General features: G+C 68.8%; 18 protein-coding genes, 1 tRNA gene and 5 pseudogenes. 12 read left to right on the forward strand and 12 right to left on the reverse strand.

Going from position 1 to position 25,357, the window contains the following annotated elements; all coding sequences use genetic code 11:
* Positions 1-17: 17 nt before the first annotated feature.
* A pseudogene (locus BN971_RS06605) lies at positions 18-1,151 on the reverse strand (4-alpha-glucanotransferase); the annotation flags it as partial.
* Positions 1,140-1,578: pseudogene (locus BN971_RS06610) on the reverse strand (FAD-dependent oxidoreductase); the annotation flags it as partial. The pseudogenes BN971_RS06605 and BN971_RS06610, both read right to left, overlap by 12 nt.
* A gap of 317 nt (positions 1,579-1,895) precedes the next feature.
* Between BN971_RS06610 and BN971_RS06615 the strand changes: the two are divergent.
* The 4 genes from BN971_RS06615 to BN971_RS06630 all read left to right on the forward strand — a co-directional run bounded on the left by BN971_RS06615 (position 1,896) and on the right by BN971_RS06630 (position 7,444).
* Positions 1,896-3,761 carry a putative bifunctional diguanylate cyclase/phosphodiesterase gene (locus tag BN971_RS06615; protein ID WP_085181479.1) on the forward strand — a complete coding sequence of 622 codons (1,866 nt, stop codon included), beginning with the start codon at positions 1,896-1,898 and terminating at the stop codon, positions 3,759-3,761.
* A 31-nt stretch (positions 3,762-3,792) separates the two neighbouring features.
* The gene (locus BN971_RS06620) at positions 3,793-5,436 is read left to right on the forward strand and encodes a hypothetical protein (RefSeq protein WP_170322114.1); all 1,644 of its coding nucleotides are present in this window, start codon (positions 3,793-3,795) and stop codon (positions 5,434-5,436) included.
* A gap of 495 nt (positions 5,437-5,931) precedes the next feature.
* The gene (locus tag BN971_RS06625; protein WP_085181416.1) at positions 5,932-6,600 is read left to right on the forward strand and encodes a TetR/AcrR family transcriptional regulator; all 669 of its coding nucleotides are present in this window, start codon (positions 5,932-5,934) and stop codon (positions 6,598-6,600) included.
* A 121-nt stretch (positions 6,601-6,721) separates the two neighbouring features.
* Positions 6,722-7,444, forward strand: a complete 723-nt coding sequence (locus BN971_RS06630; protein ID WP_085181478.1) for a TetR/AcrR family transcriptional regulator — start codon at positions 6,722-6,724, stop codon at positions 7,442-7,444.
* 11 nt (positions 7,445-7,455) lie between these two features.
* Here the strand turns inward: BN971_RS06630 and BN971_RS06635 are convergent, their stop codons facing one another.
* Together BN971_RS06635 and metG are read right to left on the reverse strand one after the other, a co-directional pair.
* On the reverse strand, positions 7,456-7,818 hold the full coding sequence (locus BN971_RS06635) for a PAS domain S-box protein (protein WP_085181415.1): 363 nt from the start codon (positions 7,816-7,818) through the stop codon (positions 7,456-7,458).
* Between the two features lie 102 nt (positions 7,819-7,920).
* Entirely contained in the window at positions 7,921-9,525 is a 1,605-nt protein-coding gene (metG, locus tag BN971_RS06640) for a methionine--tRNA ligase (RefSeq protein WP_085181477.1), read from the reverse strand.
* 20 nt (positions 9,526-9,545) lie between these two features.
* On the opposite strand from metG, the gene BN971_RS06645 reads away from it, so the two are divergent.
* From BN971_RS06645 to BN971_RS06670, 6 genes and pseudogenes are all read left to right on the forward strand, one after another.
* Positions 9,546-10,400 carry a TatD family hydrolase gene (locus BN971_RS06645; protein ID WP_085181414.1) on the forward strand — a complete coding sequence of 285 codons (855 nt, stop codon included), beginning with the start codon at positions 9,546-9,548 and terminating at the stop codon, positions 10,398-10,400.
* Positions 10,401-10,545: 145 nt separating this feature from the next.
* Positions 10,546-11,634: pseudogene (locus BN971_RS26265) on the forward strand (resuscitation-promoting factor); the annotation flags it as partial.
* Positions 11,635-11,956: 322 nt separating this feature from the next.
* Positions 11,957-13,003, forward strand: coding sequence for a type 2 isopentenyl-diphosphate Delta-isomerase (gene fni, locus BN971_RS06655; RefSeq protein WP_085180675.1), 1,047 nt, complete (start codon positions 11,957-11,959; stop codon positions 13,001-13,003).
* A 598-nt stretch (positions 13,004-13,601) separates the two neighbouring features.
* Positions 13,602-14,072: pseudogene (locus BN971_RS26590) on the forward strand (glycosyltransferase); the annotation flags it as partial.
* Positions 14,024-14,416, forward strand: a pseudogene (locus BN971_RS06665) (4-(cytidine 5'-diphospho)-2-C-methyl-D-erythritol kinase); the annotation flags it as partial. The pseudogenes BN971_RS26590 and BN971_RS06665, both read left to right, overlap by 49 nt.
* Positions 14,417-14,732: 316 nt before the next feature.
* Positions 14,733-16,367 (forward strand): fatty acyl-AMP ligase, encoded by a 1,635-nt coding sequence (locus BN971_RS06670; RefSeq protein ID WP_085181476.1) that lies wholly within the window; start codon positions 14,733-14,735, stop codon positions 16,365-16,367.
* A 14-nt stretch (positions 16,368-16,381) separates the two neighbouring features.
* Here the strand turns inward: BN971_RS06670 and BN971_RS06675 are convergent, their stop codons facing one another.
* Positions 16,382-16,990, reverse strand: coding sequence for a TetR/AcrR family transcriptional regulator (locus BN971_RS06675; protein ID WP_085181410.1), 609 nt, complete (start codon positions 16,988-16,990; stop codon positions 16,382-16,384).
* A gap of 104 nt (positions 16,991-17,094) precedes the next feature.
* On the opposite strand from BN971_RS06675, the gene BN971_RS06680 reads away from it, so the two are divergent.
* On the forward strand, positions 17,095-18,660 hold the full coding sequence (locus tag BN971_RS06680) for a phytoene desaturase family protein (RefSeq protein ID WP_085181409.1): 1,566 nt from the start codon (positions 17,095-17,097) through the stop codon (positions 18,658-18,660).
* Between the two features lie 10 nt (positions 18,661-18,670).
* Here the strand turns inward: BN971_RS06680 and pth are convergent, their stop codons facing one another.
* From pth to BN971_RS06715, 7 genes are all read right to left on the reverse strand, one after another.
* The gene (gene pth / locus BN971_RS06685) at positions 18,671-19,246 is read right to left on the reverse strand and encodes an aminoacyl-tRNA hydrolase (RefSeq protein ID WP_085181408.1); all 576 of its coding nucleotides are present in this window, start codon (positions 19,244-19,246) and stop codon (positions 18,671-18,673) included.
* A 12-nt stretch (positions 19,247-19,258) separates the two neighbouring features.
* On the reverse strand, positions 19,259-19,918 hold the full coding sequence (locus tag BN971_RS06690; RefSeq protein ID WP_085181407.1) for a 50S ribosomal protein L25/general stress protein Ctc: 660 nt from the start codon (positions 19,916-19,918) through the stop codon (positions 19,259-19,261).
* Positions 19,919-20,233: 315 nt separating this feature from the next.
* Positions 20,234-21,103, reverse strand: coding sequence for an oxidoreductase (locus tag BN971_RS06695; RefSeq protein ID WP_085181406.1), 870 nt, complete (start codon positions 21,101-21,103; stop codon positions 20,234-20,236).
* A gap of 93 nt (positions 21,104-21,196) precedes the next feature.
* Positions 21,197-21,853: an LpqN/LpqT family lipoprotein gene (locus BN971_RS06700; RefSeq protein WP_085181405.1), complete on the reverse strand. Its 657-nt coding sequence runs from the start codon at positions 21,851-21,853 to the stop codon at positions 21,197-21,199.
* A gap of 26 nt (positions 21,854-21,879) precedes the next feature.
* On the reverse strand, positions 21,880-22,860 hold the full coding sequence (locus tag BN971_RS06705) for a ribose-phosphate diphosphokinase (protein WP_085181404.1): 981 nt from the start codon (positions 22,858-22,860) through the stop codon (positions 21,880-21,882).
* A gap of 91 nt (positions 22,861-22,951) precedes the next feature.
* Positions 22,952-24,427 (reverse strand): bifunctional UDP-N-acetylglucosamine diphosphorylase/glucosamine-1-phosphate N-acetyltransferase GlmU, encoded by a 1,476-nt coding sequence (gene glmU, locus BN971_RS06710; protein WP_085181403.1) that lies wholly within the window; start codon positions 24,425-24,427, stop codon positions 22,952-22,954.
* An 82-nt stretch (positions 24,428-24,509) separates the two neighbouring features.
* Positions 24,510-24,581, reverse strand: a tRNA-Gln gene (locus tag BN971_RS06715).
* 151 nt (positions 24,582-24,732) lie between these two features.
* On the opposite strand from BN971_RS06715, the gene BN971_RS06720 reads away from it, so the two are divergent.
* Positions 24,733-25,326 carry a TetR/AcrR family transcriptional regulator gene (locus BN971_RS06720; RefSeq protein ID WP_139027088.1) on the forward strand — a complete coding sequence of 198 codons (594 nt, stop codon included), beginning with the start codon at positions 24,733-24,735 and terminating at the stop codon, positions 25,324-25,326.
* Positions 25,327-25,357 lie beyond the last annotated feature (31 nt).

Genomic DNA, 25,357 nt, shown 5'->3' on the forward strand with positions numbered 1-25,357 from the left:
TTGAAGCTACAGGGCGGCTAGCAGCCGCCGGCCGGGGGCGCGATGGCTGCGCGCACCGCCTCGGCGAGGGCGGCCACCCGGCGGTCGGTGAACACGTCCTCCAGCAGCACCGCGTGGCCATCCGGGCCGCTCAGCGGGATCCGCCAGTTGGGGTACTCGTCGGTGGTGCCGGGCTGGTTCTGGGTGCGACGGTCACCCACGGCGTCGGTCAGCGCGACTCCCAGCAGCCGCGACGGCGTTCGGCCCAGGTACCGGTACAGCGCCGTGACGATCGATTCCGGGTCGCTGTCGTCGCTGCCGAGCAGCCCGACCCGGCGCAGTTCGGCGAGCCAGGCGGCCAGCTCGGCGCGGGCGGCCTCGAGCTCGTCCGCGGCGGGCCTGGTCAGCAGGCCGAGCGACTCGCGCAGCCGGACTTGGTCGCCCGCCAGGTAGCCGACGGTGGGGGGGAGGTCGTGGGTGGTGACCGAGGACAGGCAGTACTCCCGCCAGCGGTCGGCCGGCAGCGGCCCGCCGTTTCCGTCGCGGTCCAGTTCGAACCAGAGGATCGAGGTGCCCAGCACGCCGCGCAATAATAGATAGTCGCGCACCCAGGGTTCGACGGTGCCCAGGTCCTCGCCGACGACGACCGCGCCGGCCCGGTGCGCCTCCAGCGCGACGACGCCGAGCATCGCCTCGTGGTTGTAGCGGACATAGGTGCCCTCGGTGGGCCGCGCGCCGTCGGGGATCCACCACAGCCGGAACAGCCCGATGATGTGGTCGATGCGCACCCCGCCGGCGTGCCGCAGGATCGCCCGGATGAGCGCGCGAAAGGGCCGGTACTCCTGATCTTCCAGCCGGTCCGGCCGCCACGGCGGCTGCGACCAGTCCTGGCCGAGCTGGTTGAATTCGTCGGGCGGCGCGCCCGCGGTCACGCCCGGCGCCAGCACGTCCTGCAGGGCCCACGCGTCGGCGCCGTGGGGGTGCACGCCGACGGCGAGGTCCGCCATGATGCCCAGCGCCATCCCGGCCCGCACCGCCTGCGATTGCGCGGCCGCCAGTTGCTCGTCGAGCTGCCACTGCAGCCACCGATGGAAATCGACGGAGTCCGCGTGCTTGCGGACGAACTTCGCGACGCCCGGACCGTCCGGGCGCTGCAGCGAGTGCGGCCGACGGCAGGTCGGCCAGCGCGTACCGCAGCCGTTGGGCGCTCTCGAGGTCGGCGACGGAGTGGGCGAATTCGGCGAAACCCGGCACCCCGGCGGGCGTTGCGCCGGTGCTGCCGACGGCGTAGATCAGGTAGTCGTAATCCAGCTCGGCGCCCGAGGTCAGCAGTGCCCGCCGATCGCCGGCCGAGATGTGGTGCACGGTGTCGACCACCAGACGAATCCCCTCGCCGAGCAGCGAGCCGTAATCGCCGGTCGCGCTGCCGGTCTCGGCGATCAACTGGTGCAGGCGAATTCGCTCCACGAAGACGCGGCGCGGATTGACCATCGTGATATCGACGTCCGGGCGCTGCCTCAGATGGTTGGCGGCCACGGCTCCGGCGTAGCCACCGCCGACGACGACGACGCGGGTTCTCTGAGCGTGCACCTCGGTCATGTTTCCTCCTGATCTCTTCGGGCTTGTGCCCTGGAGACACCGCGGCTCCGCCAAGCGTGACAACACCGGCCACAAGTGTGACTTGACTCACGCGGGGAGCCCGCGCGGCAGCCGTCCGGGCGGTCGCCGCGTGTTAGGCTGCGCTACACCATTTCGTGGCTTGTCCTGCGCGAACTGCGACGGACGCCCGCGAGATCTGGGGGCTTCTTCAGTCCACGTAGCCGCGGACGGAACGAGGAGCCATGAAGACGACCATCCCCCTGATGGGCCCCGGAAATCCAAGCCCAGCTGGGACTGTGCCCTACCGGGAGGAGCCCGTGCCGCGCAGCCTGGATCTCGTCGTCACCTCCGTGGCAACTCAGCTCATGGAGGCCACCGGGCCGACCGTGGGCCGGGTGAGCGAAAGGGTCCTCGCGCAACTCGTCGACCAGTTCGATCTGGACGGCAGCTTCCTGCGCCACCACGACCACGACCGCCGGGCTTCGCTGCTGGTCGCCGAGTGGCCGCCGCGGACCGACGTTGACAACCCCGATCCGATGGCCGTCGTCCACTTCAGCAGCGCCGACCCGATACTTGCCGAGTGTGAGCACGGCAGGAAGCCGGTGGTGATCCGGCCGGAACAGACGTCCCGCTCCTTTCTGCGTCGGCCCGGGGGAGCGAAGCGATCAGACTCCCCGTCGGTCGCCGCCGCACCGCTCGTCTCGGGGGAGGTGACCACCGGCGTGCTCGGCTTCGTCAAGTTCGGCGCGCGCAGGTGGAAGCAGGAAGAGATCAACACGCTCGAAGCGGTCGCCGCGCTGTTCGCCCAGCTGCAAGCGCGCATCGCGGCCGAGGAGAAGCTCCGCTACCTGGCTGAGCACGACGATTTGACCGGCCTGTACAACCGCCGGGCGCTCGTCGCGCACCTGACGGACCGGCTCGCGGCCGGAAGCCCCGGACCCGTGGCGGTCCTGTATCTCGACCTGGACCGGCTGAAGCCGATCAACGACTACCTGGGCCATTCGGCCGGAGACTGGTTCATTCGGGTTTTCGCGCAACGCATTCGGGCGTGCGCCGGCGGTGAGAGCATGATCGCCCGGCTGGGCGGCGACGAGTTTGTCGTGATCCCCAACGAGCCGATGTCGGCGACGGCCGCGGAGTCGTTCGCCCGTCGGCTGGGCGCGATGCTGCGCGAACGGTTGGCGATCGGCGGCCACATGATCACCCGGACCGTCAGCATCGGCGTGGCGGTCGGCAGGCCCGGGCGCGACAACGGCACCGATTTGCTGCGCCGGGCCGACGAGGCGGTGCTGACGGCCAAACGGGGCGGCGGCAACCAGGTTGCGATGTCCACCGACGATATGTCGCTGAAAAACGCTTTCCGCAACGACATTGAGCTCCACCTGCAGGGTGACATCGACAGCGAGGCGTTGCTGCTGCACTACCTGCCCGAGGTCGACCTGTGGACCGGCGCCGTCGTGGCGGCCGAAGCCCTGGTCCGGTGGCGGCACCCGATCTGGGGGCTGCTCCTGCCCGACTCGTTCATCGGGGTGGCCGAGTCGACGAACCTCGCCGGGGAACTGGGCCGGTGGGTGATGCGAAGCGCCTGCGCGGAATTCAGCCGCTGGCGATCCAACGGTGTCGCCCAGAGCGCGACCTTGCGGCTCAACGTATCGCCCGTGCAGCTGATCACCCGCGGCTTCGTGCGCAGCGTTGCCGACACCATCGACGAGTTCGGCATCGACGCCGGATCGGTGTGCCTGGAAATCACCGAACGCGCCGTGGTGCATGACATCGAAACGACGCGAAGGACGCTGGCGGAGCTCAAAGACGTCGGGGTGCAGATCGCGATCGACGACTTCGGGACCGGTTATGCCGTTCTGTCGCATCTGAAGTCGCTGCCGGTCGACATGCTCAAGATCGACAACGGCTTCGTGCGTGACCTCGGCACCAACGCGGGCGATCTCGCGATCGTCCGGGCGATCATCGGGCTCGCCGAGGCCTTCGGCCTGCAGGTCGTCGCCGAGGGGGTCGAAACGCCCGCCGCGGCACTGACTTTGATGCAGCACGGATGCCACAGGGCGCAGGGCTTCCTGTTGTCCAGGCCCGTCCCCGGCGTCGCCATGGAGGCGTTGTTCGCCGCGCGGTGGATGCCGATGCCGTTTTTGACCGACCGCGAGGCGTTGTCGTCAGGCGCGCTCTGACGCCCGGGTGACGACGGTGAATTCGGTGCGGATGAAAGCGCTCGTGACTGTCGTGTGCGCGGTCGCTCTCGTCAGCGGGTGCGGCGGCAAGAGCAATCCGGGACCGCTGTCGGCGATGGTCAGCCCGCCCATACCGCCCAGCGTCCAGGACATCTCCAACCCGCTGCGCGGCCAGTACGAAGATCTGCTGATTCCGCTGTTCCCGCAAGGGAATCTGGCCCAGCAGCGGTACCCGGCGTGGCCGGCTTCGTATGACGCCAGCATGCGTATCTCCTGGCGGCAGTTGCAGCCCGTCGATCCCCGGACGCTGCCGCCGGACGCGCCCGACGACCGCAAGTTCGACTTCAGCGCGATCGACGACGCTCTGAACAAGGTGGGCAACCGCAACATGCGCCTGACCCTTCGGGTGCTCGCCTACAATTCCTGCTGCAGCGACACGTATCCCGACAACACCAACATCGCCATCCCCGACTGGATGCGGCCGGCGTCCATCAGCTATCCCGCGCCGACCAACGGTCCGGCCCCCGGCGTCACGCAGGTGGTGCCCAATTGGAACGATCCCGGTTACCTCAGCGCTTTCGCGGATCTGCTCGCCGCGCTCGGTCGCCGGTATGACCGCGACGAGCGGCTGAGCGTCTTCGAGTTCTCCGGCTACGGCGACGCCAGCGAGAACAACATCGACTATCTGCGTGACGTCCTGAAGGCGCCGGGGCCCTCGGCGGACGATAGCGTCGCCAAGCTCGGGTACTACAGCCAATTCGGCGATCAGAGCATCACCGCCGACTCCGTTCGCCGGTTGGTCGCGGCCAACGTCGGCGCGTTCCCGCACACGCAATTGGTGGTGACCCCCGACAACCCGGAGATCGTGCGCGAACTGCTCGCCGACGACGTCACCAAGAAGTTGTCCGCGCCGGTGGGCCTGCGCGCGAATTGCCTTGGCGCGCAAGCACCGCTGCCGACCTGGGCGGAATCCGCCGACTCCCACTACGTCAAGTCCGACGATTCGCTCGTCAATGCCCTCAAGCAGCGCATGACGTCGGCGCTGGTGATCAGCGAATGGTGCCGAATGCCAAGCGGAACCGATCCCCGCGCCTACTACGAGAAGGCCCTGCACGACGTCATCAGGTACCACGTGTCGATGACGTCGAGCGCCAACTTTCCCGACCGGGATGCGACGTCGGCGATGGACCCCAAGCTGTACTCGCTGTGGGCGCAGGCCAACGCGTCGGCCGGCTATCAGTATTCGGCTGATGCTCAGCCGGGATCGCAATCCCTGGACGGCAAGACCGCGACCATTTCGGTGGCCTGGACCAATTACGGCTCCGCCGCGGCGAGCGAGCACTGGTCACCGGGCTACAAACTGGTCGACTTCTCCGGAACGGTGGTGCGTAGCCTGCCGGCGGCGGTGGACCTCAAGGCGCTGGTCCACGACGACTCCAGCCCCTCGCGGGACGAACCGGTCCCGGCCTCGTCGACGGAATCGGTTCATGTCGACCTGACCGGATTGGCCCCGGGCCACTACACGTTGCGCGCGTCGGTCGAGTGGCAACAGCACAAGCCGGACGCTTCGCACACCGTCAATTACGTGCCGATGGCGCTGGCGCGTGACGGCCGCGACGGCTCCGGCCTGTACCCCGTTGCCACGCTGGACATTCCGCGCGGCGCCACGACGTGAGCCCACGCTCGGTGCCGGCCGCGGGCCGGCCGTCGCGAGTCCTGGCCGGCGGCCCACGGCGCGTTGGTGCGGCGGCCGCCGACTAGCGAGCGTGGAGGGCCTATCCGGCCCCGCGGTCGGAGAGCACGGGGTTGTTGCCGGTCGCGCCATCAAAGCTGAGAAAAATCATATAATTAGTATGCAAAACGCTTGGAAAAAGAGCACAAAGTATGCGATGTTGGTCGCGTCGTGCGGTTGGCGTCGGCGCGTCCCTGATAACCTCGGAAGCGGCCCGAATGCCGAATAGAGACCGCCCGTCAGCGCTGCCCCAGACCGCTGAAGGACCGGAAAACCGCCTAGTGCGCCCTTGCTCGAGGAAGGCGTTGTGAACGTGAAAGTGCTGGGTTCGGCCGAGGGCCACGGCCGCGAGGCGTGCGTCACGGCGGTGCGCGTTATCGGTAGGCCTGTCGTTCGCCGCCGGCCGCGGTGGTGCACGCAGCGAGGCACTCGCCTCTGATGAAGCCGCACACCACCGACGGGCGCGCCGACACCACGCGTCGTCACATTCTGCGGGCCGCCGCGCAGCAGTTCGCCCGCCGCGCATATCACGACGTCGGCCTCGATGACATCCTCGCCCAGGCCGAACTGACCAAGGGCGCAATGTATTTCCATTTCCGCTCCAAGCACGCGCTGGCGGTGGCCATCATCGACCAGCAGACGGCCGCGGGTACCACCGCCGTGAATGAGCTACTCAGTCGGGGCCTTTCGGGCCTGGAGACCCTCATCGACTTCTCGTATCTGATCGCCGTCCAAGACATCAAGCTCGACGGCGTCAGAGCGGCGCTGAACCTACTCGAGTCGGTCGGCCGTGCCGAGGGGCTGCAGGAAACCGTGCTGTCCGATTGGACACAGGCGGTGACCCAAGTCGTCGAGCAGGCGATCACCGAGGGCGATGTCGGCGCGCAATGCGATGCCGAGGGCGTCGCCCAGCTGATGGTGTCCCTGCACATGGGTATTCGGCAGACCAGCAACCTCGACGCACCCGAGCGGTTCCTGCTCGACCTCGAAAGGTGCTGGGCCTTGCTGCTGACCGGCATTCTGCAACCGGACCGCGTCGAGTACTTCCGCCAATTTCTGCACCGGCGTGCGGCGCTGGCGATCAAGGCCGGCTCGACGGGTGGTTAACCGGCGGCCCGCGCCGACCGAATTTGGTGGCCGCGGCTGTTAGTCTGAGTTCCGGGTCGGACGTCGAAACGCCGAGATCCGGGATCAAAGCAGGTGGACGAATCCGGAGGTGGTGCAGCACATGGCACGCCAGGTTCGATCGGAAGCCACCCGGCGCAGGATTCTGGACGCCGCGATAGACGTTTTCGGTGACGTTGGTTACGCCGCCGCCGGCTGGAACACCATCATCGAGCGTACCGGCATGACCAAGGGCGCCCTCTACCATCACTTCGACTCGAAGGAATCACTGGCGTCCGCCATCATCGAGGAAGGCTCCGACGTCGTCCTGACCGCCTTCCGCAACGTCTGCGGATCGTCGTCGCCCGCGCTGGAGAACATGATTCACGGCACGTTCACCCTGGCGAACGTGTTCAGCTCGGACAGGCTGGCCCGCGCGGCCGAGCAATTGACCGCAGCCCTGGCCGGATTCAACAAAGCGGCGGCGCGTTTCTGCGAGAGTTTGGTCGACCTGATGGCCGCCGAGGCGCGGCGGGCGAAGGCCGAAGGGGACGTCCGACCCGACCTCGATCCGGTGGCGCTCAGTGAGTCGGTCCTGGGCGGCGTCCTCGGAACGCGCCTGCTGACCAACGCGATGTCGGCCACCGAGCCGGCGGGGCCCCTCGGCGAGCAGGCCATCGTGGACCTGGTCGGCCGCCCGCGTCAGATCTGGGAGCTCGTGCTGGCCGGTGTCGCAACCGACGAGTCGCTGCCGTACTTCCGCGAGTTCCTAGCGCGCGAGGCGCTGCGCCACGCCGCGCCGGCGCCGCAGGCCGGTCCCGCCGCGGTGGCGCCCGAACCCGAGTAGGGCGCGCGGCGTCAGCGTTCTTCCTGCCACAACTGTTCGGTGAGGTCCTGGAAGGTCGCGAGGACGAACTGGTCGTCTGCCCGCATGACCGCCGATTTGCTCATCAACGCCCGAACGACCGAGCCGTCCTTGTGCGCCAATTCGACGACCATGTTCGCCAGCGCGTGAACCACCGATAGCAGGGACTCGGAGTCGGGTGCCTGGTGGAAGATCTGCTGAAACCGCAGCGACATCACCTCCTCGGCGTCGAAGCCGACCATCTCCGCGAATGCCGTGTTGGTGAACAGGATGCTGCCGTCGTGCCCGATGGCGAGCACGGGAACGGGAATCCGTTCCAGCACCACCAACGCGGGCAGCTCCTTCAATGCAGTCATCGGCGATTGGCCGTGCTGGCGCTTTCGTCGCTCCACAGGGCGATTATTGCTCATCGCCGGGGGTGTTCCCGACGCTTTCTTCGGTGCGGCGGCCCGGCACGGTCAGACGCGGGGTCCGCGCGGGCCGCCCTGGGGCCCACCGGCCGTTGTTCGCTCGCCGGTATCGTCCGGCTGGTAGCGCGGGAAAACGCCCGTGGGGGGCGGCAGCAGGGTGCCGGGAACCAGCCGGTCACCGACGGCGGTGAAACCCCGTCGATCCTCGGCCTGTCCGAGCAGGCCCAGCAGCTTGCCGGCCGACTCCGGCATCACCGGCTGAACCAGCAGCGCCGCGATGCGGACCGCCTCGCACGTCGTGTAGAGGACGGTGCGAAACCGCGCCTGATCCTCCTCGGACTCGCTCTTGCGTAAGACCCACGGCTCCTGGGCCGAAAAGTATTTGTTCGCGTCGCCCAGCATCAGCCAGATCGCCTCCAGGGCAAGGTGCATCGCCTGCTCGTCGAAACTGGCGCGCACCCGCCCCAGCAGGCCGTCGGCCGTCGCCAGCAGTTCGGTGTCGGCGGGCGTGAACTCGCCCGGTTCGGGCACGGCGCCGCCCAGGTTCTTGGCCACCATCGACAACGACCGCTGGGCCAGGTTTCCCAGCTCGTTGGCCAGGTCGGTGTTGATCCGCGTGATGATGGCCTCTTCGCTGTAGTTGCCGTCCTGACCGAACGGGACCTCGCGCAGCAGGAAATAGCGAACCTGGTCCACACCAAACGTTTGCGCCAACTCCACCGGGTCCACGACGTTGCCCAGCGACTTGCTCATCTTCTCGCCCCGGTGATGCAAGAAACCGTGCGCAAAAACCTTGCGCGGCAACTCGATTCCGGCCGACATCAGAAACGCCGGCCAGTACACGGCGTGGAACCTGATGATGTCCTTGCCGATCATGTGCAAGTCGGCGGGCCAGTACCGGCGGAAGAGTTCCGAACCGGTATCGGGAAAACCGGCACCGGTCAGGTAGTTGGTGAGCGCGTCGACCCACACGTACATGACGTGGCCGGGGTCGTCGGGCACCGGGACGCCCCAGTCGAACGAGGTCCGCGAAATCGAGATGTCCGCAAGGCCCGAGGAGACGAAGCTGACCACCTCGTTGCGCCGCACCTCGGGTGCGATGAAGACGGGATTGGCTTCGTAATGGGCGAGCAGCCTGTCGGCGTAGGCCGACAGCCGGAAGAAGTACGACTGCTCCTCGGTCCAGGTCACCGCGGCCCCGGTTTCGACCGCCACCCGGGTGCCGTCCTCGAGGACCCGGGTCTCGGACTCGACGAAGAACCGCTCGTCGCGCACCGAATACCACCCCGAGTAGTTGTCCAGGTAGATGTCGCCCGACGCCGCCATCCGCCGCCAGATTTCCTTGGACGCCTCGTAATGGTCGGGGTCGGTGGTCCGGATGAACCGGTCGAAGGAGATGTTCAGCGCCTCCTGGACCCGCTGGAAGACGTCCGAGTTGCGCCGCGCCAGTTGCGCGGTCGGCACGCCGGCGGCCGTCGCGGCCTGCGCGACCTTCAGGCCGTGCTCGTCGGTACCGGTCAGGAATCGCACGTCGAAGCCGTCGAGCCGCTTGAACCGGGCGATCGCGTCGGTGGCGATGTACTCGTACGCGTGACCCACGTGCGGCGCCGCGTTGGGATAGGCGATCGCGGTGGTGACGTAATAGGGCTCCATTTCGGGGTCCACCCTATTGTGTGGCGGTGAGCTCCAGCCGACCCGGTGAACGCAAGACGCCGCCCGCCCCGCCGCCGTTGGCGCCGTTGATCGACGCCCACACCCACCTCGACGCGTGCGGCGCACGCGACGGCGAGGGGGTGCGCGCGATCGTGGACCGCGCCGCGGCGGTGGGGGTGGGTGCGGTGGTCACCATCGCCGACGACCTGGAGTCGGCGCGCTGGGTTACCCGGGCCGCCGACTGGGATCCGCGGGTCTACGCCGCGGTGGCGTTGCACCCCACCCGCGCGGACGCGCTGGACGACGACGCGCGCGCCGAGATCGAGCGACTGGCGGCCCTCCCCAGGGTGGTGGCCGTCGGAGAGACCGGCCTGGACCTGTACTGGCCCGGGCGCCTCGACGGCTGCGCCGAGCCTTTAGTGCAGCGCGAGGCCTTCGCCTGGCACATCGATCTGGCCAAGCGATGCGGCAAGCCGCTGATGATCCACAACCGGGAGGCCGACGCCGAGGTGCTCGACGTGCTCGAGGCCGAGGGCGCGCCCGAGGTCGTCATCTTTCACTGCTTTTCATCGGACAGCGCAATGGCCCGCCGCTGCATCGACGCCGGATGGCTGCTCAGCCTCTCCGGGACGGTGAGCTTCCGCAACGCGCGCGCCCTGCGCGACGCGGTCCCCCTGATACCGGCGCAGCAACTGCTGGTCGAAACCGATGCGCCCTTTCTGACGCCGCACCCCTACCGGGGCTCGGCGAACGAACCGTACTGCCTGCCGTATACCGTGCGCGCGATCGCTGAACTGGTCGATCGCCCCGCGGAGGAAGTGGCGGCCGTCACGACCAGCAATGCCCGTCGCGCTTATGGCCTGGCGGCCGAATGAGGCTGTCTCGTAAGAAAGTCGCGTCGGAGTTGCTCAACATTGGCCCGTTCGTTACCGTCTTGTGATCGTAAGGGGGCCCCCGGGCCCATTTGTCATTTTTGTTGCTGAGTGGTTCGTAACTGGTTGAGGTCGGAGTAGAAGCGTTTTGAACGTATTAGCAAAACTTCATCAATCTCCATCACCGTTATTGCGTCTCGTAGTCGGAGGGCTGCTCGTAGTCCTGGCCTTTGCCGCTGGGTTCGCGGTGTCGGTGTCCAAGACGGTGACCTTGAACGTCGACGGCGTCGCGATGCGCGTCACGACCATGAAGTCACGGGTGATCGACATCGTCCAGGAGAACGGGTTCACCATCGGTGAGCGCGACGACCTGTATCCCGCCGCCGACGTGCAGGTGCACGACGCCGCCAACATCGTGCTGCGGCGCAGCAGGCCGCTGCAGATCTCGCTGGACGGCCGCGACACCAAGCAGGTGTGGACGACGGCGTCCACCGTGGACGAGGCGCTGGCCCAGCTTGCGATGACCGACACCGCCCCGGCCGCGGCCTCCCGCGCCAGCCGCGTGCCCCTGGCGGGCATGGCCCTGCCGGTCGTGAGTGCGAAGACGGTCCTGGTCAACGACGGCGGCGCCGTCCGCACGGTCCACCTCCCGGCGGCCAACGTCGGCGCGCTGCTCAGCGCGATCGGGGCGCCGCTGCAGGAGAGCGACCAGGTGGCGCCCGGCGCGACGTCCCCGATCGCCGACGGGATGCAGATCCAGGTCACCCGCAACCGGATCGAGCGTGTCACCGAGCGCATCCCGCTGCCGCCCGCCTCGCATCGCGTCGAGGACCCGGACATGAACGTGAGCCGGCAGGTGGTCGAGGACCCGGGCAGCCCCGGAACCCAGGACGTGACGTTCGACGTCCTCAAGGTCAACGGTGTCGAGACCGGCCGGCTGCCGGTCGCGAACACGGTCATCGCCCCGGCCCACGACGCCGTGGTGCGGGTGGGCACCAAGCCGGGCACCGACGTGCCCCCGGTGACCAACGGGTCCGTCTGGGACGCCATCGCGGGCTGTGAGGCCGGCGGGAACTGGGCGATCAACACCGGCAACGGGTATTACGGCGGTGTGCAGTTCGACCAGGGCACCTGGGAGCGCAACGGCGGGTTGCGGTTCGCACCGCGCGCCGACCTCGCCACCCGCGAAGAGCAGATCGCCGTCGGCCCGGTTGACCACCAGGATCAGCGGGGCGGTATCGCCTCCGGTGAACTGGCGGGCCATCGCGTCGACCTTGGCGGAGTCGGAGGCCGGGGGCACGGACAGCGGCGCCTGGCCCGCCGCCGCGTTTGCGCCGATGAGCACCATGAGTGCGGTGCCCAGCAGCACGGCGCCCAGCCCCACGAGCCACGAACGCCGGCCCGTCACGGCGGCCGCAAAGCCTTCCCACACCACCCGGCAATTGTTTCAGTTGCTTAAACATTAATCAACTGAAATGCTGTGAGGCCTGTTCATCAGGAGGCACTATGGACGACATGCAGACGACCCGGGTTCTCCGGCGGACGGCGGCACGGGTGGCATGACCAACGACCCGCGCGCGATGACGACCCGCAAGCGGCGGCATATCGACGTCTGCCTGACCGGGCCCGTCAACTATGTCGGCGTGAGCACCGGGCTGGAACGCTATCAGCTGCCCTACAACGCGTGCACGCAGACCAGCCTGGCCGACATCGATTTGTCCACCGAATTTTTCGGTGTCGATCTGCGGGCGCCGGTGCTCATCGGCGCGATGACCGGTGGCGCGGAGCTCTCCGGCACGATCAACCGGAATCTGGCAACCGCCGCACAACAACTCGGCGTCGGCATGATGCTCGGTTCGCAGCGGATCATGCTGGACAGTGTGCTGGGCGAGCGGGCCGCCGTCAGCTTCAGCGTTCGTGACGTGGCCCCGGACGTCCTGCTGGTCGGCAACATCGGCTTGGCTCAGTTGACCAAGACGGCGGTGCCCGAGATCGCCAAGGCCCTCGATCGGGTGGGCGCCAATGTCCTTGCGGTGCATACGAATCCGTTGCAGGAAGCCATGCAGGACAACGGGGACACCGACTTCTCCGGGTCCCTGGACAGGTTGCGCGAGGCGGCCGGCGAACTGGGCTACCCGGTGCTGCTCAAGGAGGTGGGCCACGGGATCGGCGCGACGGCCGTGGCCGAATTGCTGGGCGCCGACGGCAGATTGCCGGTCGCCGGCATCGATGTCGCGGGCGCCGGCGGCACCTCGTGGTCACGCGTGGAACAACTCGTGCGCTACGGGGAATTGCGTTACCCGCAGCTGGCCGACTGGGGCATCCCCACCGCGCGGGCGATCGTCGAGGTGCGCGAGGCGTTGCCGGACGTCCCCCTGGTGGCGTCGGGCGGGATCCGCACGGGCATGGACGCGGCCAAGGCGATCGCGCTGGGCGCCGACGTGGTGGCGATGGCGCGGCCCCTGCTGGCCGCGGCGATCGAGTCCGCCGCCGCGGTTGTCGATTGCCTGCAGCCGGTCATCGAAGAACTCGCGGTCTGCCTGCACGGATGCGGGGTGGCGGATCTCGGTAGCCTGCGGGGGGTCAACCTGATCCGCGACCCGTGAGGCCGGCGACATGTCCGTGATCTTGGCGTACTGCTCACCCGAGCTCGGCCATCTGCTGCCGATCGGGGCGTTGCTGAGCGAGCTGCACCGCCGCGGCCACGAGGTGCACGTGCGCACCATGTCCGCCGGTGTGGCGATGATGCGCGGGCAGGGTTTGCACGCCGAGGCCGTCGACCCGGCGATCGAGGCGATCGCCGGGGGGGATTGGCAGGCCCGCGGCGCGCTGGGGGTGTTGAAGCTCTCCCTCGACGTGCTGTGCCGGCGCGCGGCGCTGGAAGTGCACGACCTGCGGCACGCCGTCGATGCCGTCGAACCCGAGGCGATCATCGTCGATGCGAACTGCTGGGGCGCCATGTCGGCCGCCGAGGCCGGAACGATTCCGTGGCTGGTCTTTTCGCCGTTCACCCCCTACCTGCGGTCCCGCGGGGCACCGCCCTTCGGCCCGGGGATGCGCCCCCTGCCCGGGATCGTCGGCGACCTGCGCGACGCCGCGGTCCGCCCTATCGTGCGATACCTCTTCGACCGCCCAATGTTGCCGCGCGTCAACGCGATTCGCGACGGGCTCGGCGTGACGCCGGTGACGTCCGTCGATGACCTGATGCGGCGCGCGCCGCTGCTGCTCGCGGTCGGCGGGGAGCCGTTCGAATACCCGCATCCGGACTGGGGTGACCTAGTGCACCACATCGGGGCGTGCGTGTTCGAACCCACCACCGCGCCGCCGCCGGACTGGCTCGGCGCCATCGAACGGCCGGTGGTGCTGGTCAACACCTCCTCAATACCGCAACCCGACACCGCCCTGGGCCGAACCGCCTTGGAGGCGTTGGCCGATGAGGACGTCCACGTGGTGGCGCCTTTCCCCGCCGGCGTCCCGGCGGGCCTGCCGCGTCCCGCCAACGCCACCGTGTGCCGATTCGTGCCGCACGCGGCCGTCCTCGACCGGGCCTGCTGTGCGATCACCCACGGCGGTATGGGCACGACGCTCAAAGCGCTGGACCGCGGCGTGCCCGTGGTCGTCGTGCCCTTCGCGCGCGACCAGGCCGAAGTGGCCCGCCGCGTGCAGTTGGCGGGGTGCGGTGTCCGGCTGCCGGCCCGGAGGCTCACGCCGGCGCGGCTGCGGTCGGAGGTGCGGGCGACGCCGGGCAGCTGGCGCCCCTGCTGGGCAACGAGATGCAAGCGGCCGCCCTGAGCCTGCACCCGGGCCTGCGGCGTGCCCTGCGCGCCGGCGTGGAGGCGGGCGCCCTGGCGGGCATCGTGTCGGGTTCGGGCCCGACGTGTGCCTTCCTGTGCGCCTCGGCGGCGTCGGCGGTCGACGTCGGCACCGAACTGTCCGGCGCGGGCGTCTGCCGCACGGTGCGGGTCGCCACCGGACCGGTGGCGGGGGCGCGCGTGGTGCCCGCGCCCACCGAAGTGTGAAATCGCACTCAAAACGCCGCTGAGTTTGGCAGTTACTTAAGAGGAGTTTAAGATCGTCTGCGGTGACGAGTAGCGGTAAGCAGAACCCCTCGATTTCGTCGTCCGCCGGGAGCCCCGGCGGGCGTGTGATTGGACCGACTTCGGTTTTCGCTGCTCGCGCGTTCGACGCGATGGGACGGGGTTTCGACGACCCATCACCGCTTCGAGACCTAACCGCCGCCCAACTGTGCTCGTGCGCCTGCTACCGGGCGACACGGGGCGGGCGGAATATGAGATCTGCGGCCTTGGCTGGTATGCCGGAACCGAGGAGGTTTTCGTGAGCAGGTTTACCGAGAAGATGTACCGCAACGCCCGCACCGCGACGACGGGCATGGTCACCGGTGAACCTCACGCCCCGGTTCGCCACACGTGGGGGGAGGTGCACGAGCGCGCCCGCCGCATCGCCGGCGGTCTCGCGGCCGCGGGCATCGAGCTCGGCGACGCCGTCGGCGTGCTTGCCGGCTTCCCCGTCGAGATCGCCCCGACAGCGCAGGCGCTGTGGATGCGCGGGGCCAGCCTGACCATGCTGCACCAGCCGACGCCGCGCACCGACCTGATGGTGTGGGCCGAGGACACCATGACCGTCATCGGCATGATCGAGGCCAAGGCCGTCATCGTGTCCGAGCCCTTCCTGGTCGCCATCCCCGTGCTGGAGGAGAAGGGCATCAAGGTCCTCACCGTCGCCGACCTCCTGGCCTCCGACCCGATCGACCCGATCGAGGTCGGCGAGGACGACCTGGCGCTGATGCAGCTGACGTCGGGTTCCACCGGATCGCCCAAGGCCGTGCAGATCACCCACCGCAACATCTACTCCAACGCCGAGGCGATGTTCATCGGCGCCGAATACGACGTCGACAAGGACGTCATGGTCAGCTGGCTGCCCTGCTTCCATGACATGGGGATGGTCGGCTTCCTCACCATCCCGATGTACTTCGGCGCCGAGCTGGTCAAGGTCACCCCGATGGACTTCCTGCGCGACACGCTGCTGTGGGCCAAGCTCATCGACAAGTACAAGGGCACCATGACCGCGGCGCCGAACTTCGCCTACGCGCTGCTGGCCAAGCGGTTGCGCCGCAACGCCAAGCCCGGCGATTTCGACCTGTCCACGCTGCGGTTCGCGCTGTCCGGCGCCGAGCCCGTCGAGCCCGCCGACGTCGAGGACCTGCTGGATGCGGGCAAGCCGTTCGGACTGCGGTCCTCGGCGATCCTGCCGGCTTACGGCATGGCCGAGACGACGCTGGCGGTGTCGTTCTCGAAGTGCAACTCGGGCCTGGTGGTCGACGAGGTGGACGCCGACCTGCTGGCCGCGCTGCGCCGGGCCGTGCCGGCCACCAAGGGCAACACCCGCCGGCTGGCCACGCTCGGCCCGCTGCTCAAGGACCTCGAGGCCCGCATCGTCGACGAGAACGGCAACGTGATGCCCGCGCGCGGCGTCGGCGTCATCGAGCTGCGCGGCGAATCGCTGACGCCCGGCTACCTCACCATGGGCGGCTTCATCCCGGCGCAGGACGAGCACGGCTGGTACGACACCGGCGACCTCGGCTACCTGACCGAGGAGGGCCACGTCGTGGTGTGCGGCCGCGTCAAGGACGTCATCATCATGGCGGGCCGCAACATCTATCCCACGGACATCGAGCGGGCCGCGTGCCGCGTCGAGGGGGTGCGTCCCGGCTGCGCCGTCGCGGTGCGCCTGGACGCCGGCCACTCACGCGAGACATTCGCCGTCGCCGTCGAGTCCAACGCCTGGCAGGACCCGGTCGAGGTGCGCCGCATCGAGCACCAGGTCGCTCACGAGGTGGTGGCCGAGGTGGACATGCGGCCGCGCAATGTCGTGGTGCTGGGCCCCGGCACCATCCCCAAGACGCCGTCGGGCAAGCTGCGCCGGTCGACGTCGGTCACCCTGGTCACCTAGGGCACCGGCGGCCGTCAGGCGATCGGGGCGAGCCCCGACCGCACCACCTCCAGACAGGTGGCGGTGATAGACCCCAAATCCTGGGTGCAGCCGTCGCGCCCCCAGGTTTCCACTCCGACGATCAGCGCGGCGGCCAGCGTGGATCCGGCCACCTTGGCGACCAGCTCGATGTTTGCCACGTCGGGATAACGCTGTCGGACGAAATCGGTGAGCACCTCGGCGAACGACGATTGGACCACCCGCAGGTGGGCGGCGATCTGGTCACCGGTGATCAGTTCGGCGCGGGCCAGCGCCGCCTGCCGGACCACCTCGACGTCGTGCGGATAGCTGTCCACGCTGGCCAGCACGGCCTCGAACACCGACTCCGAGCGGGGGCGCCGCGCGAGCGCCTCGGCCAGCCAGTCCACCTCGGTGTCGTAGTCCTGGAACAGCACGGCTTCCTTGGTGGGGAAGTGCCGGAAGAACGTGCGTTCCGTGACGCCGGCCTCCCGAGCGAGCTGTTGCACCGTGACGTTGCCGAAGCCCTCGCTGGCGAACCTTTTCAGGGCGACCTGCCGCAGCGCCTCCCGGGTCCGGTTGCGGCGCAGCGCGTGCAGATTCGGCCGCTCGCCCATAGCTGACATCCCATCACACCGGACTGCGCCGCAGCCGCTTCTCCTTCCAATTGAGTCAGTACTGACATATATTTGGCGCTTGGGCGGGGCGATTCTCCGAAGGAGCGTGCGCGATGACGGACTATGACGCGATCGTGGTCGGTGCCGGTCACAACGGGTTGACGGCGGCGGCGGTCCTGCAGCGCGCCGGCCTGCGCACGCTGTGCCTGGAGGCCAACACCTACAGCGGTGGCATGGCGGCGACCGTCGAGCTGATGGACGGATTCCACTTCGAGATCGCCGGTTCGGTGCAGTTCCCCACCGCCCCGCGGATCGCCGAGGAGCTTGGACTCAATACGCTGCCGACGGTGGACGCCGACGTGATGAGCGTCAACATCGGCGAATCCGGCGAGGAGCCGATGGTCTTCTACCGCGATCCGATGCAGCTCATGACGCACCTCGGCGAAAAGCACGGTGTCGAGGCCGTCACCGGGATGGCCGAGCTGTACGCGTGGAGCCAGGGGCCCGCGCGGGCGCTGGGCCGATTCGAGGTGTGCACCCCGCCCGAGACGCTCGATCAGATGTATGCCAGCGCGACCAACGAGGCCGAACGCCGGGCCATCCACGAAATGCTCTTCGGCACGGCGATGGACCCCATCGACCGCTTCCTGCCCGACAAGGACAAGCACGCGGTGTTGCGCGGGATGCTGGCGTTCCTGGCGATCAACTCCACCTACCGCGGGCCGTACACGCCCGGCAGCGCCACCTGTCTCGCTTTCGCCCTGGCGGTTCCCGACGGCAGCACCGCGATGATGACCAAGCTCGAGGGTGGCATCGGGGCGCTCACCGACCATGTTCGCGACCTCTTCGTCAGCGCCGGCGGTGAGCTCAGGTTCCGCGCCAAGGTCGACAAGATCGTCGTCGAGGACGGCCGCGCCATCGGTGTGCAGTTGAGGGACGGCACGAAAATCAGTGCGCCCGTGGTGGTCTCGAACCTGGCCCCCGACACCACGCTCAACGACCTGGTCGGCGCGGAGCACCTGCCGGCTGACCTCGTCACCCGGCTCGAGGGCCGTGACCACCGGGCGACGTTCGTGCAGATGCATTTCGCGCTCGACGGGCTGCCCGAATTCGCCCCGCCCTACGAGCTGCTCAACGAGCCGGGCATGCAGCAGTCGATAGGGATCTTCGGCTCGCCGGAAGAACAACAGCGTCAGTGGGAGATGTGCACGCACGGGTTGATCCCCGACAATCCGTCGCTGGGCATGCAGATCCCGTCCTGCATGGATTCCAGCCTGGCTCCTCCCGGCAAGCATGCGGCCAGCGCCTACGCGTACGCCTTCCCGGTCGAGGCCAGCCGCGACCAGCACGGCCACCTGAAAAACGAGATGGCACAACGCGTTATCGACAAGATCACCCGATTCGCCCCGAACTTCAAGGACATCCTGATCCGGCACATCACGTTTGCGCCGTACCACATGCAGACGATGTTCGCCGCCCCGTCCGGTGACTTCTGCCACGGGCTGCTGCAGCCGGAGTTGATGGGCCCCAACCGTCCCGGGCCCAAGGGCTTCATCGACCTGCCCATCGCGATCGACGGTCTCTACCTCGGCGGCGCGGGATGCCACGGGGGACCGGGCATCACCTTCATTCCCGGCTACAACGCCGCCCGCCAGGCACTCGAGGACCTGTCGGCCTGACCGCCCGGGTCTACCAGGCGTGGACGCGGTTCTGGGCGGACTCCAACCCGAGCTCGATCAGCATTTCGGTGGCGTCCGCGGCCTGCTCGCAGATCGTGGGGACTTCGGGGCGTTCGCCGGCGGTGAAGTTCTCCAACACGAACGCCGCCGGGTCCTTGCGGCCGGGCGGGCGCCCTATTCCGATCCGGACCCGCTGAAAGTCCTTGGTGCCCAGTGCCGCAACCACGGAGCGCAGCCCATTGTGGCCGCCCTCGCCGCCGCCGACCTTGAGCCGGATGCGGCCGAAGTCGAGGTCGAGGTCGTCATGGATGACGATGATCTCGCCCGGAGCCACCGAATAGAACTTCGCCAGCGGCCCCACCTGGCGACCGGACTCGTTCATGTAGCAGCGCGGCTTGGCGACCACCACCGAGTGCCCGGCCAACCTTCCGGTGACCACTTCGGCACCGGAACGCTTGTGCGCCTTGAAGTTTGCGCCGAGCCGAGCGGCGAGCAGGTCGGCCACCATGAACCCGAGGTTGTGCCGGGTGCGGGCGTAGTTGTCTCCGGGATTGCCCAGGCCGACGACCAGCAACGGCTCGGCCATGTTGCGTCCCGCCTACTCGGCCTCGGACTCGGCGCCGGCCTCGGACTCCTGCTCGCCCGCCGCCTCCGGCGCTTCGGCCCCGGCGGTCTCGCCGGCGCCTTCCTCCGCGAGGTCCTCGGCGGTCGGGGCATTCACCACGTTGACCACCAGCAGCTCCGGGTCGGAAATCAGGGTGACCCCCCTGGGGAGCTGGACCTGGCCCGCGGTGAACTGCGTGCCGGGGGTGGCGCCCTCGACGGACACCGTCAGCTGCTCGGGGATCGACAACGCCTCGGCCTCGATCTCGATGTGGTTGGTCTCCTGGGTGACCAGCGTGCCGGATTCGGCGTCGCCCTCGACCACCACGGCGACCTCGACGGTGACCTTCTCGCCGCGGCGCACCACCAGCAGGTCGGCGTGCTGAATGCTGCGGCGGATCGGGTGGATGTCGAGCGCCTTGGTCAGCGCCAGCTGCTCTTTGCCCTCGATGTCCAGCGTCAGCACCGCGTTGGTGCCGGCGTGCCGCAAGACGGCCGCGAAGTCGTGTCCGGGCAGCTCGAGGTGCTGGGGATCGGCGCCGTGGCCGTAGAGGACGGCGGGGATCCGGCCTTCGCGGCGGGCCCGGCGGGAGGCGCCCTTGCCCGTCTCGGTTCGCACCGAAACCTTCAACTGGTTGACTGCCGACTTGGCCATGTGGTCGCTCCTGTGTGCTCGCTCGTGGGTTCGGGGCACGGCCAGGGTCGCGACTGTTAGGTCGGTCTCCGTCGATAACGGTGCCGGTCGACACCCTCGCCGTGACGCCTGGTCAGGTTAGCGCATCGGGGTGGGTGCGGAAAATTCGAGTCACATGCGCCACACGCGTCCCTGGATGGGGCGGCACCCGATCTGCCCGCCTCATAGCGACAATTACCCCCCGGCGACTGGGTGGCCCCCCGTTGTCGCTCGGAGGTGGGCACATCGTCACCCACCTTCTCCAGGGGCTGGTGTGGCCCATGTGGCGGGGGAGGCTCAGAGCGGGAAGGTGGTCCCCGTCAGCTGCTCGGACAACGACCAGAGGGCGGCGGCCATCGCCGCGTCCCGCGCGCGCCGGCCGCGCGCCACCGGCTGGGTGCGTCCGCGGTACCCGCCCCGGGGACCGACGAAGGTGTCTCCCGGGAGGTCCCGCGACGCCGCGTACAACGTCTGGCGGGCACCGAAGTCGGCGTCGGTGGCCACCACGCGGGTGACGGCCGACATCAGGGCATCGCCGATCCTGCGGCCCGAGGCGCCCTGCAGGTTGGTGTGCGAGTAACCGGGGTGGGCCGCCAGGGCGCGCAGCGGCGAACCGGCCGCCTCCAAGCGCCGCTGCAGCTCGCTGGTGAACAGCAGGTTCGCGAGCTTGGACTGGCTGTAGGCCAGCCACGGCGAGTACCGGCGGTTCGTCCAGTTGAGGTCGTCGAGGTCGATGCGGCCGGCCCAGTGCGCCATCGAGGACACCGTGACCACCCGGTCGGTGAGCCTGGGCAGCAGCAGGTTGGTCAGCGCGAAGTGACCGAGATGGTTCGTGCCGATCTGGCTTTCGAAGCCGTCGGCGGTCAACGCGTAGGGGGCGGCCATGATGCCCGCGTTGTTGATCAGCACGTCAACCTTGTCCACGCCGTCGGCGAACCGGCGCACCGACGACAGGTCCTGCAGGTCGAGGGCACGAATTTCGGTGTCGCCGTTCATCTTCCGGGCGGCGGCTTCGCCCTTGGCCGTGTCACGGACGGCCATGACGACCGAGGCGCCGCTGCGCGCCAGCTCGCGGGCGGTCACCTTGCCGAGGCCGCTGTTGGCGCCGGTGATGACGACGGTGCGCCCGGCGAACGACGGTAGCTCCGCGGCGGTCCAGTTGGTCATGGCTGCCAACCTAGTGCCCGGCGTCGGACTCCGGCGGCGGGGTGGCTAGGGTGATGCCGCCCATCGACGGCCAGGGCTCCGCGTCGGCCCGAGTCACTTCCGCGCGACGACGAACCCCTTGATGATCGCCTCGATGTCGGCCGACTCCGCGACCGCCTGGTCGGCCAGGCCGGTGATGGTCAGCTGAACCAGGTAGCGCTGATCGGCGGGCGGCGAGCCGGTCGGGATGACGATCCGATTCCAGCTGTGCAGCCGCGTGCCGTCCAGGTCGTAGCTGCCCTGGATCTCCGACGACGGAAACCCGTTGTAGTCGGCCGTCGAGGCGTCCAATTGCCGGAAGTTCTCGAACAATTGGGCATCGTCGTTGCCGTGCTTGATCACTTGGGCCGGGTCGAAGTCGCCGACCAACTTGAACACCACCAGGCGCGCGGTCGGATACTTACCGCCCTTGGAGATCATCACGGTCCCCGGTTGAATGTGCGGATTGTCCACCCGCGTCCATCCCGGCGGTGTCGGTATCGACACGGTCAGGTCGGTCAGCGCGGCGGGAGCCACCTGCTGCCCGGTGACGCCGAGGTTCTGCAGGTACTGCGACAGCGGGACGGGCTTCGCCGTGGGCGTGCCGGTGGTCGGGGCCGCGGTCGAGCTCTTCGACCAAATCGACTGGTAATCCGGCGCTTCCGTCCCGCAGGCCACCGCGGAGAGCGTCAGCGCAACAACCGCGACGGCAGCCCGGCGGCGACCACTCACAGAATCTCGCGGACCGCGTCAGCCATCTAGGCGTCCCCGTCGAAAAGTCCTGTCACCGAGCCATTCTCGAAGACGGCGCGGATGGTGCTGGCAACCAGCGGCGCGATCGACAAGACGGTCAGCTGCGGGAAGCGCTTCTCGTCACCGATCGGGAGCGTGTTGGTGACGATGACCTCCCGCGCGCCGCACGCCGCCAGCCGCTCGGCCGCCGGGTCCGACAGCACGCCGTGGGTGGCGGCGATGATCACGTCGCCGGCGCCGTCGTCGTGCAACAGCTTCACGGCACCGGCGATGGTGCCGCCGGTGTCGATCATGTCGTCGATCAGCACACAGGTGCGTCCGGCGACCTCACCGACGACGCGGTTGGACACCACCTGGTTGGAGACGCGCGGGTCGCGCGTCTTGTGGATGAATGCCAGCGGCACGCCCCCCAGCGCGTCGGCCCACTTCTCGGCGATGCGTACGCGACCCGAGTCGGGGGAGACGACCACCATGTTGCCGTCCGGGTAGTTGTCCCGGATGTAGCCGGTCAGGAGGTTCTGGCCGCGCATGTGGTCGACCGGCCCGTCGAAGAAGCCCTGGATCTGGTCGGTGTGCAGGTCGACGGTCACGATCCGGTCGGCGCCGGCCGTCTTCAGCAGGTCGGCGACCAGCCGCGCCGAGATGGGCTCGCGGCCGCGGTGCTTCTTGTCCTGCCGCGCGTAGGGATAGAACGGCAGGACGGCGGTGATCCGCTTGGCGCTGCCCCGCTTGAGGGCGTCGATCATGATCAGCTGTTCCATCAGCCAGGTGTTCACCGGCACCGGGCACGATTGCAGGACGAACGCGTCGCAGCCGCGCACCGATTCGTTGAAGCGCACGAAGATCTCGCCGTTGGCGAACTCCCGCGCGTCCTGCGCGGTCACGTGGACGTCCAGCTCCTTGGCGACCTGCTCGGCCAGCTCGGGATGGGCGCGGCCGCTGAAGAGCATCAAATTTTTGCGGTTGTCGGTCCAGTCGTGGCTCAACGCACTGCCCTCGCCGTTCGATCGGGAATGGACGCCCCATCGTAAGCGGCGAAGGACCCGGATGGTGCTGTCGGGTTGCCGGGACACGAATTCATGGCGTCCGTTCCGCGTCGGGCTCCTCGGTGGACCGGTCGGCGGCCCGGGCGGCCTCGCTGCCCGGCCGGTTGCGCTGCACCCAGCCCTCGATGTTGCGCTGCGGTCCCGCCGACACCGCCAGCGCCCCGGGCGGGACGTCGTCCCGAACCACCGTGCCGGCGCCGGTGTAGGCCCCGTCGCCGACCGTCACGGGAGCGACGAACATCGTGTCCGATCCCGTGCGCACGTAGGACCCGATCGTGGTGCGGTGTTTGGACTCGCCGTCGTAGTTGACGAACACGCTGGAGGCGCCGATGTTGCTGTGCTCGCCGATCTCGGCGTCCCCGACGTACGTCAGGTGCGGGACCTTGGTGCCGGCGCCGATCGTGGAGTTCTTGGTTTCGACGAACGCCCCCAGCTTTCCGTCGGCGCCCAGCGCGGTGCCCGGGCGCAGGTAGGCGAACGGGCCGACCGTCGCACCGGCGCCGACGGCCGACGACGTGGCGTGCGTGCGGACGACCGACGCGCCCTCGCCGACGGCCACGTCGGTCAGGGTGGAATCCGGGCCGATCACGGCGTGCTCGCCGATTTGGGTGCGGCCCAGCAGCTGGGTGCCCGGGTGCACCACGGTGTCACGGCCGATCGTCACGTCGACGTCGATCCAGGTGGTGGCCGGGTCGACGATGGTGACGCCGGACATCTGGTGGGCGGCGACGATCCGGCGGTTGAGCTCGGCGCCCAGTTGCGCCAGCTGGACGCGGTTGTTGACGCCGGCCACCAGCGCGCTGTCGTCGACGTGCTGGGCGTGCACGGTGTGGCCGTCGCCGCGCAGGATGGCGATCACGTCGGTCAGGTAGAGCTCCTGTTGGGCGTTGTCGGAGCTCAGCCGGCTCAGCGCCGAGCGCAGCGCGGCGATGTCGAAGGCGTAGACGCCGGTGTTGACTTCCCGGATCTCGCGCTGGGACGGCGTCGCGTCGGCGTGCTCGACGATCGCGGTGACCTCGTTGTCCTGGGTGCGCAGGATGCGGCCGTAGCCGGACGGGTCGTCGAGGGTGGTGGTCAGCACCGTCGCGGCCGGCCCGCGATCGGGTCCTCCGGCGCTGTGGGTGGCGATCAGCCCGGCCACGGTGTCGGAGTCCAGCAGCGGCGTGTCGCCCGAGGTGACCACGACGATCCCGGCGTAGTCGTCGGGCAGGGCGGACAACCCGCAGCGCACGGCATCGCCGGTGCCCCGCGGTCGGTCCTGCAGGGCCACGTCGATCGTGCGCCCGAGGCCGTCGGCCAGCTCGGCGACCAGCGGCGCGATGCGTTCATGGTCATGGCCCAGCACGACCACGAGATGCCGGGGAGCCACCTTGGCGATGGCGTGCAGGGAATGCGCCAGCATGCTGCGGCCGGCGATGGTGTGCAGCACCTTGGGGGTGTCCGACCGCATCCGGGTGCCCGGCCCGGCCGCCAGGACCAGGACCGCGGTATCACCACGAAAGGACATCGACTCTCCTATTGCTTCGTCCGGGGCCGAGGTGTCCAGCGTGTCATCTCGCCCGCGGTGAAGGCAAAGGCCGCGAGGGTAGCTCCGTCGCCAGGACTCGAACCTGAACTCTCAGAACCAAAATCTGATGTGCTGCCGATTACACCACGACGGATCGCCTGCCCACCGGCATCGGACGGGCCGCGCACCTTGTGACTTTAGACGGTATGGGGCCCTGACGCGTCTACCGATACGCTCAGTGGGTGGCCGCGCTGGAACGGGAGCCCGACAAGCCGGACAAAGAGGTGCGCGCGCCGCGCGCCCGCATGACCGGCACCGAGCGCCGCCAGCAGCTCATCGGCATCGCCCGCTCGTTGTTCGCCGAGCGCGGGTACGAGGGCACCTCCATCGAGGAGATCGCCCAGCGCGCCAACGTGTCCAAGCCGGTGGTCTACGAGCACTTCGGCGGCAAGGAGGGCCTGTACGCGGTCGTCGTCGACCGCGAGATGTCCGCGCTGCTGGACGGCATCACGTCCTCGCTGACCAACAACCGGTCCCGGGTGCGGGTCGAGCGGGTCGCGCTGGCGCTGCTCACCTACGTCGAAGAACGCACCGACGGCTTTCGGATCATGATCCGCGACTCGCCGGCCGCGATCAGCTCGGGCACCTATTCGAGCCTGCTCAACGACGCCGTCAGCCAGGTCAGCTCGATCCTGGCCGGCGACTTCGCCCGCCGCGGCCTGGATCCGGACCTCGCGCCGCTGTACGCCCAGGCGCTCGTCGGTTCGGTCTCGATGACGGCGCAGTGGTGGCTGGACACCCGGGAGCCGAAGAAGGAAGTGGTGGCCGCGCACCTGGTCAACCTGATGTGGAACGGCCTGACCCATCTGGAGGCCGACCCGCGGTTGCGGGACGAGTAGGCCGGGCGCCGGGCCGAAATCGACGTGTCCC

The organism is Mycobacterium bohemicum DSM 44277, assembly GCF_001053185.1.
GTDB lineage: Bacteria > Actinomycetota > Actinomycetes > Mycobacteriales > Mycobacteriaceae > Mycobacterium > Mycobacterium bohemicum.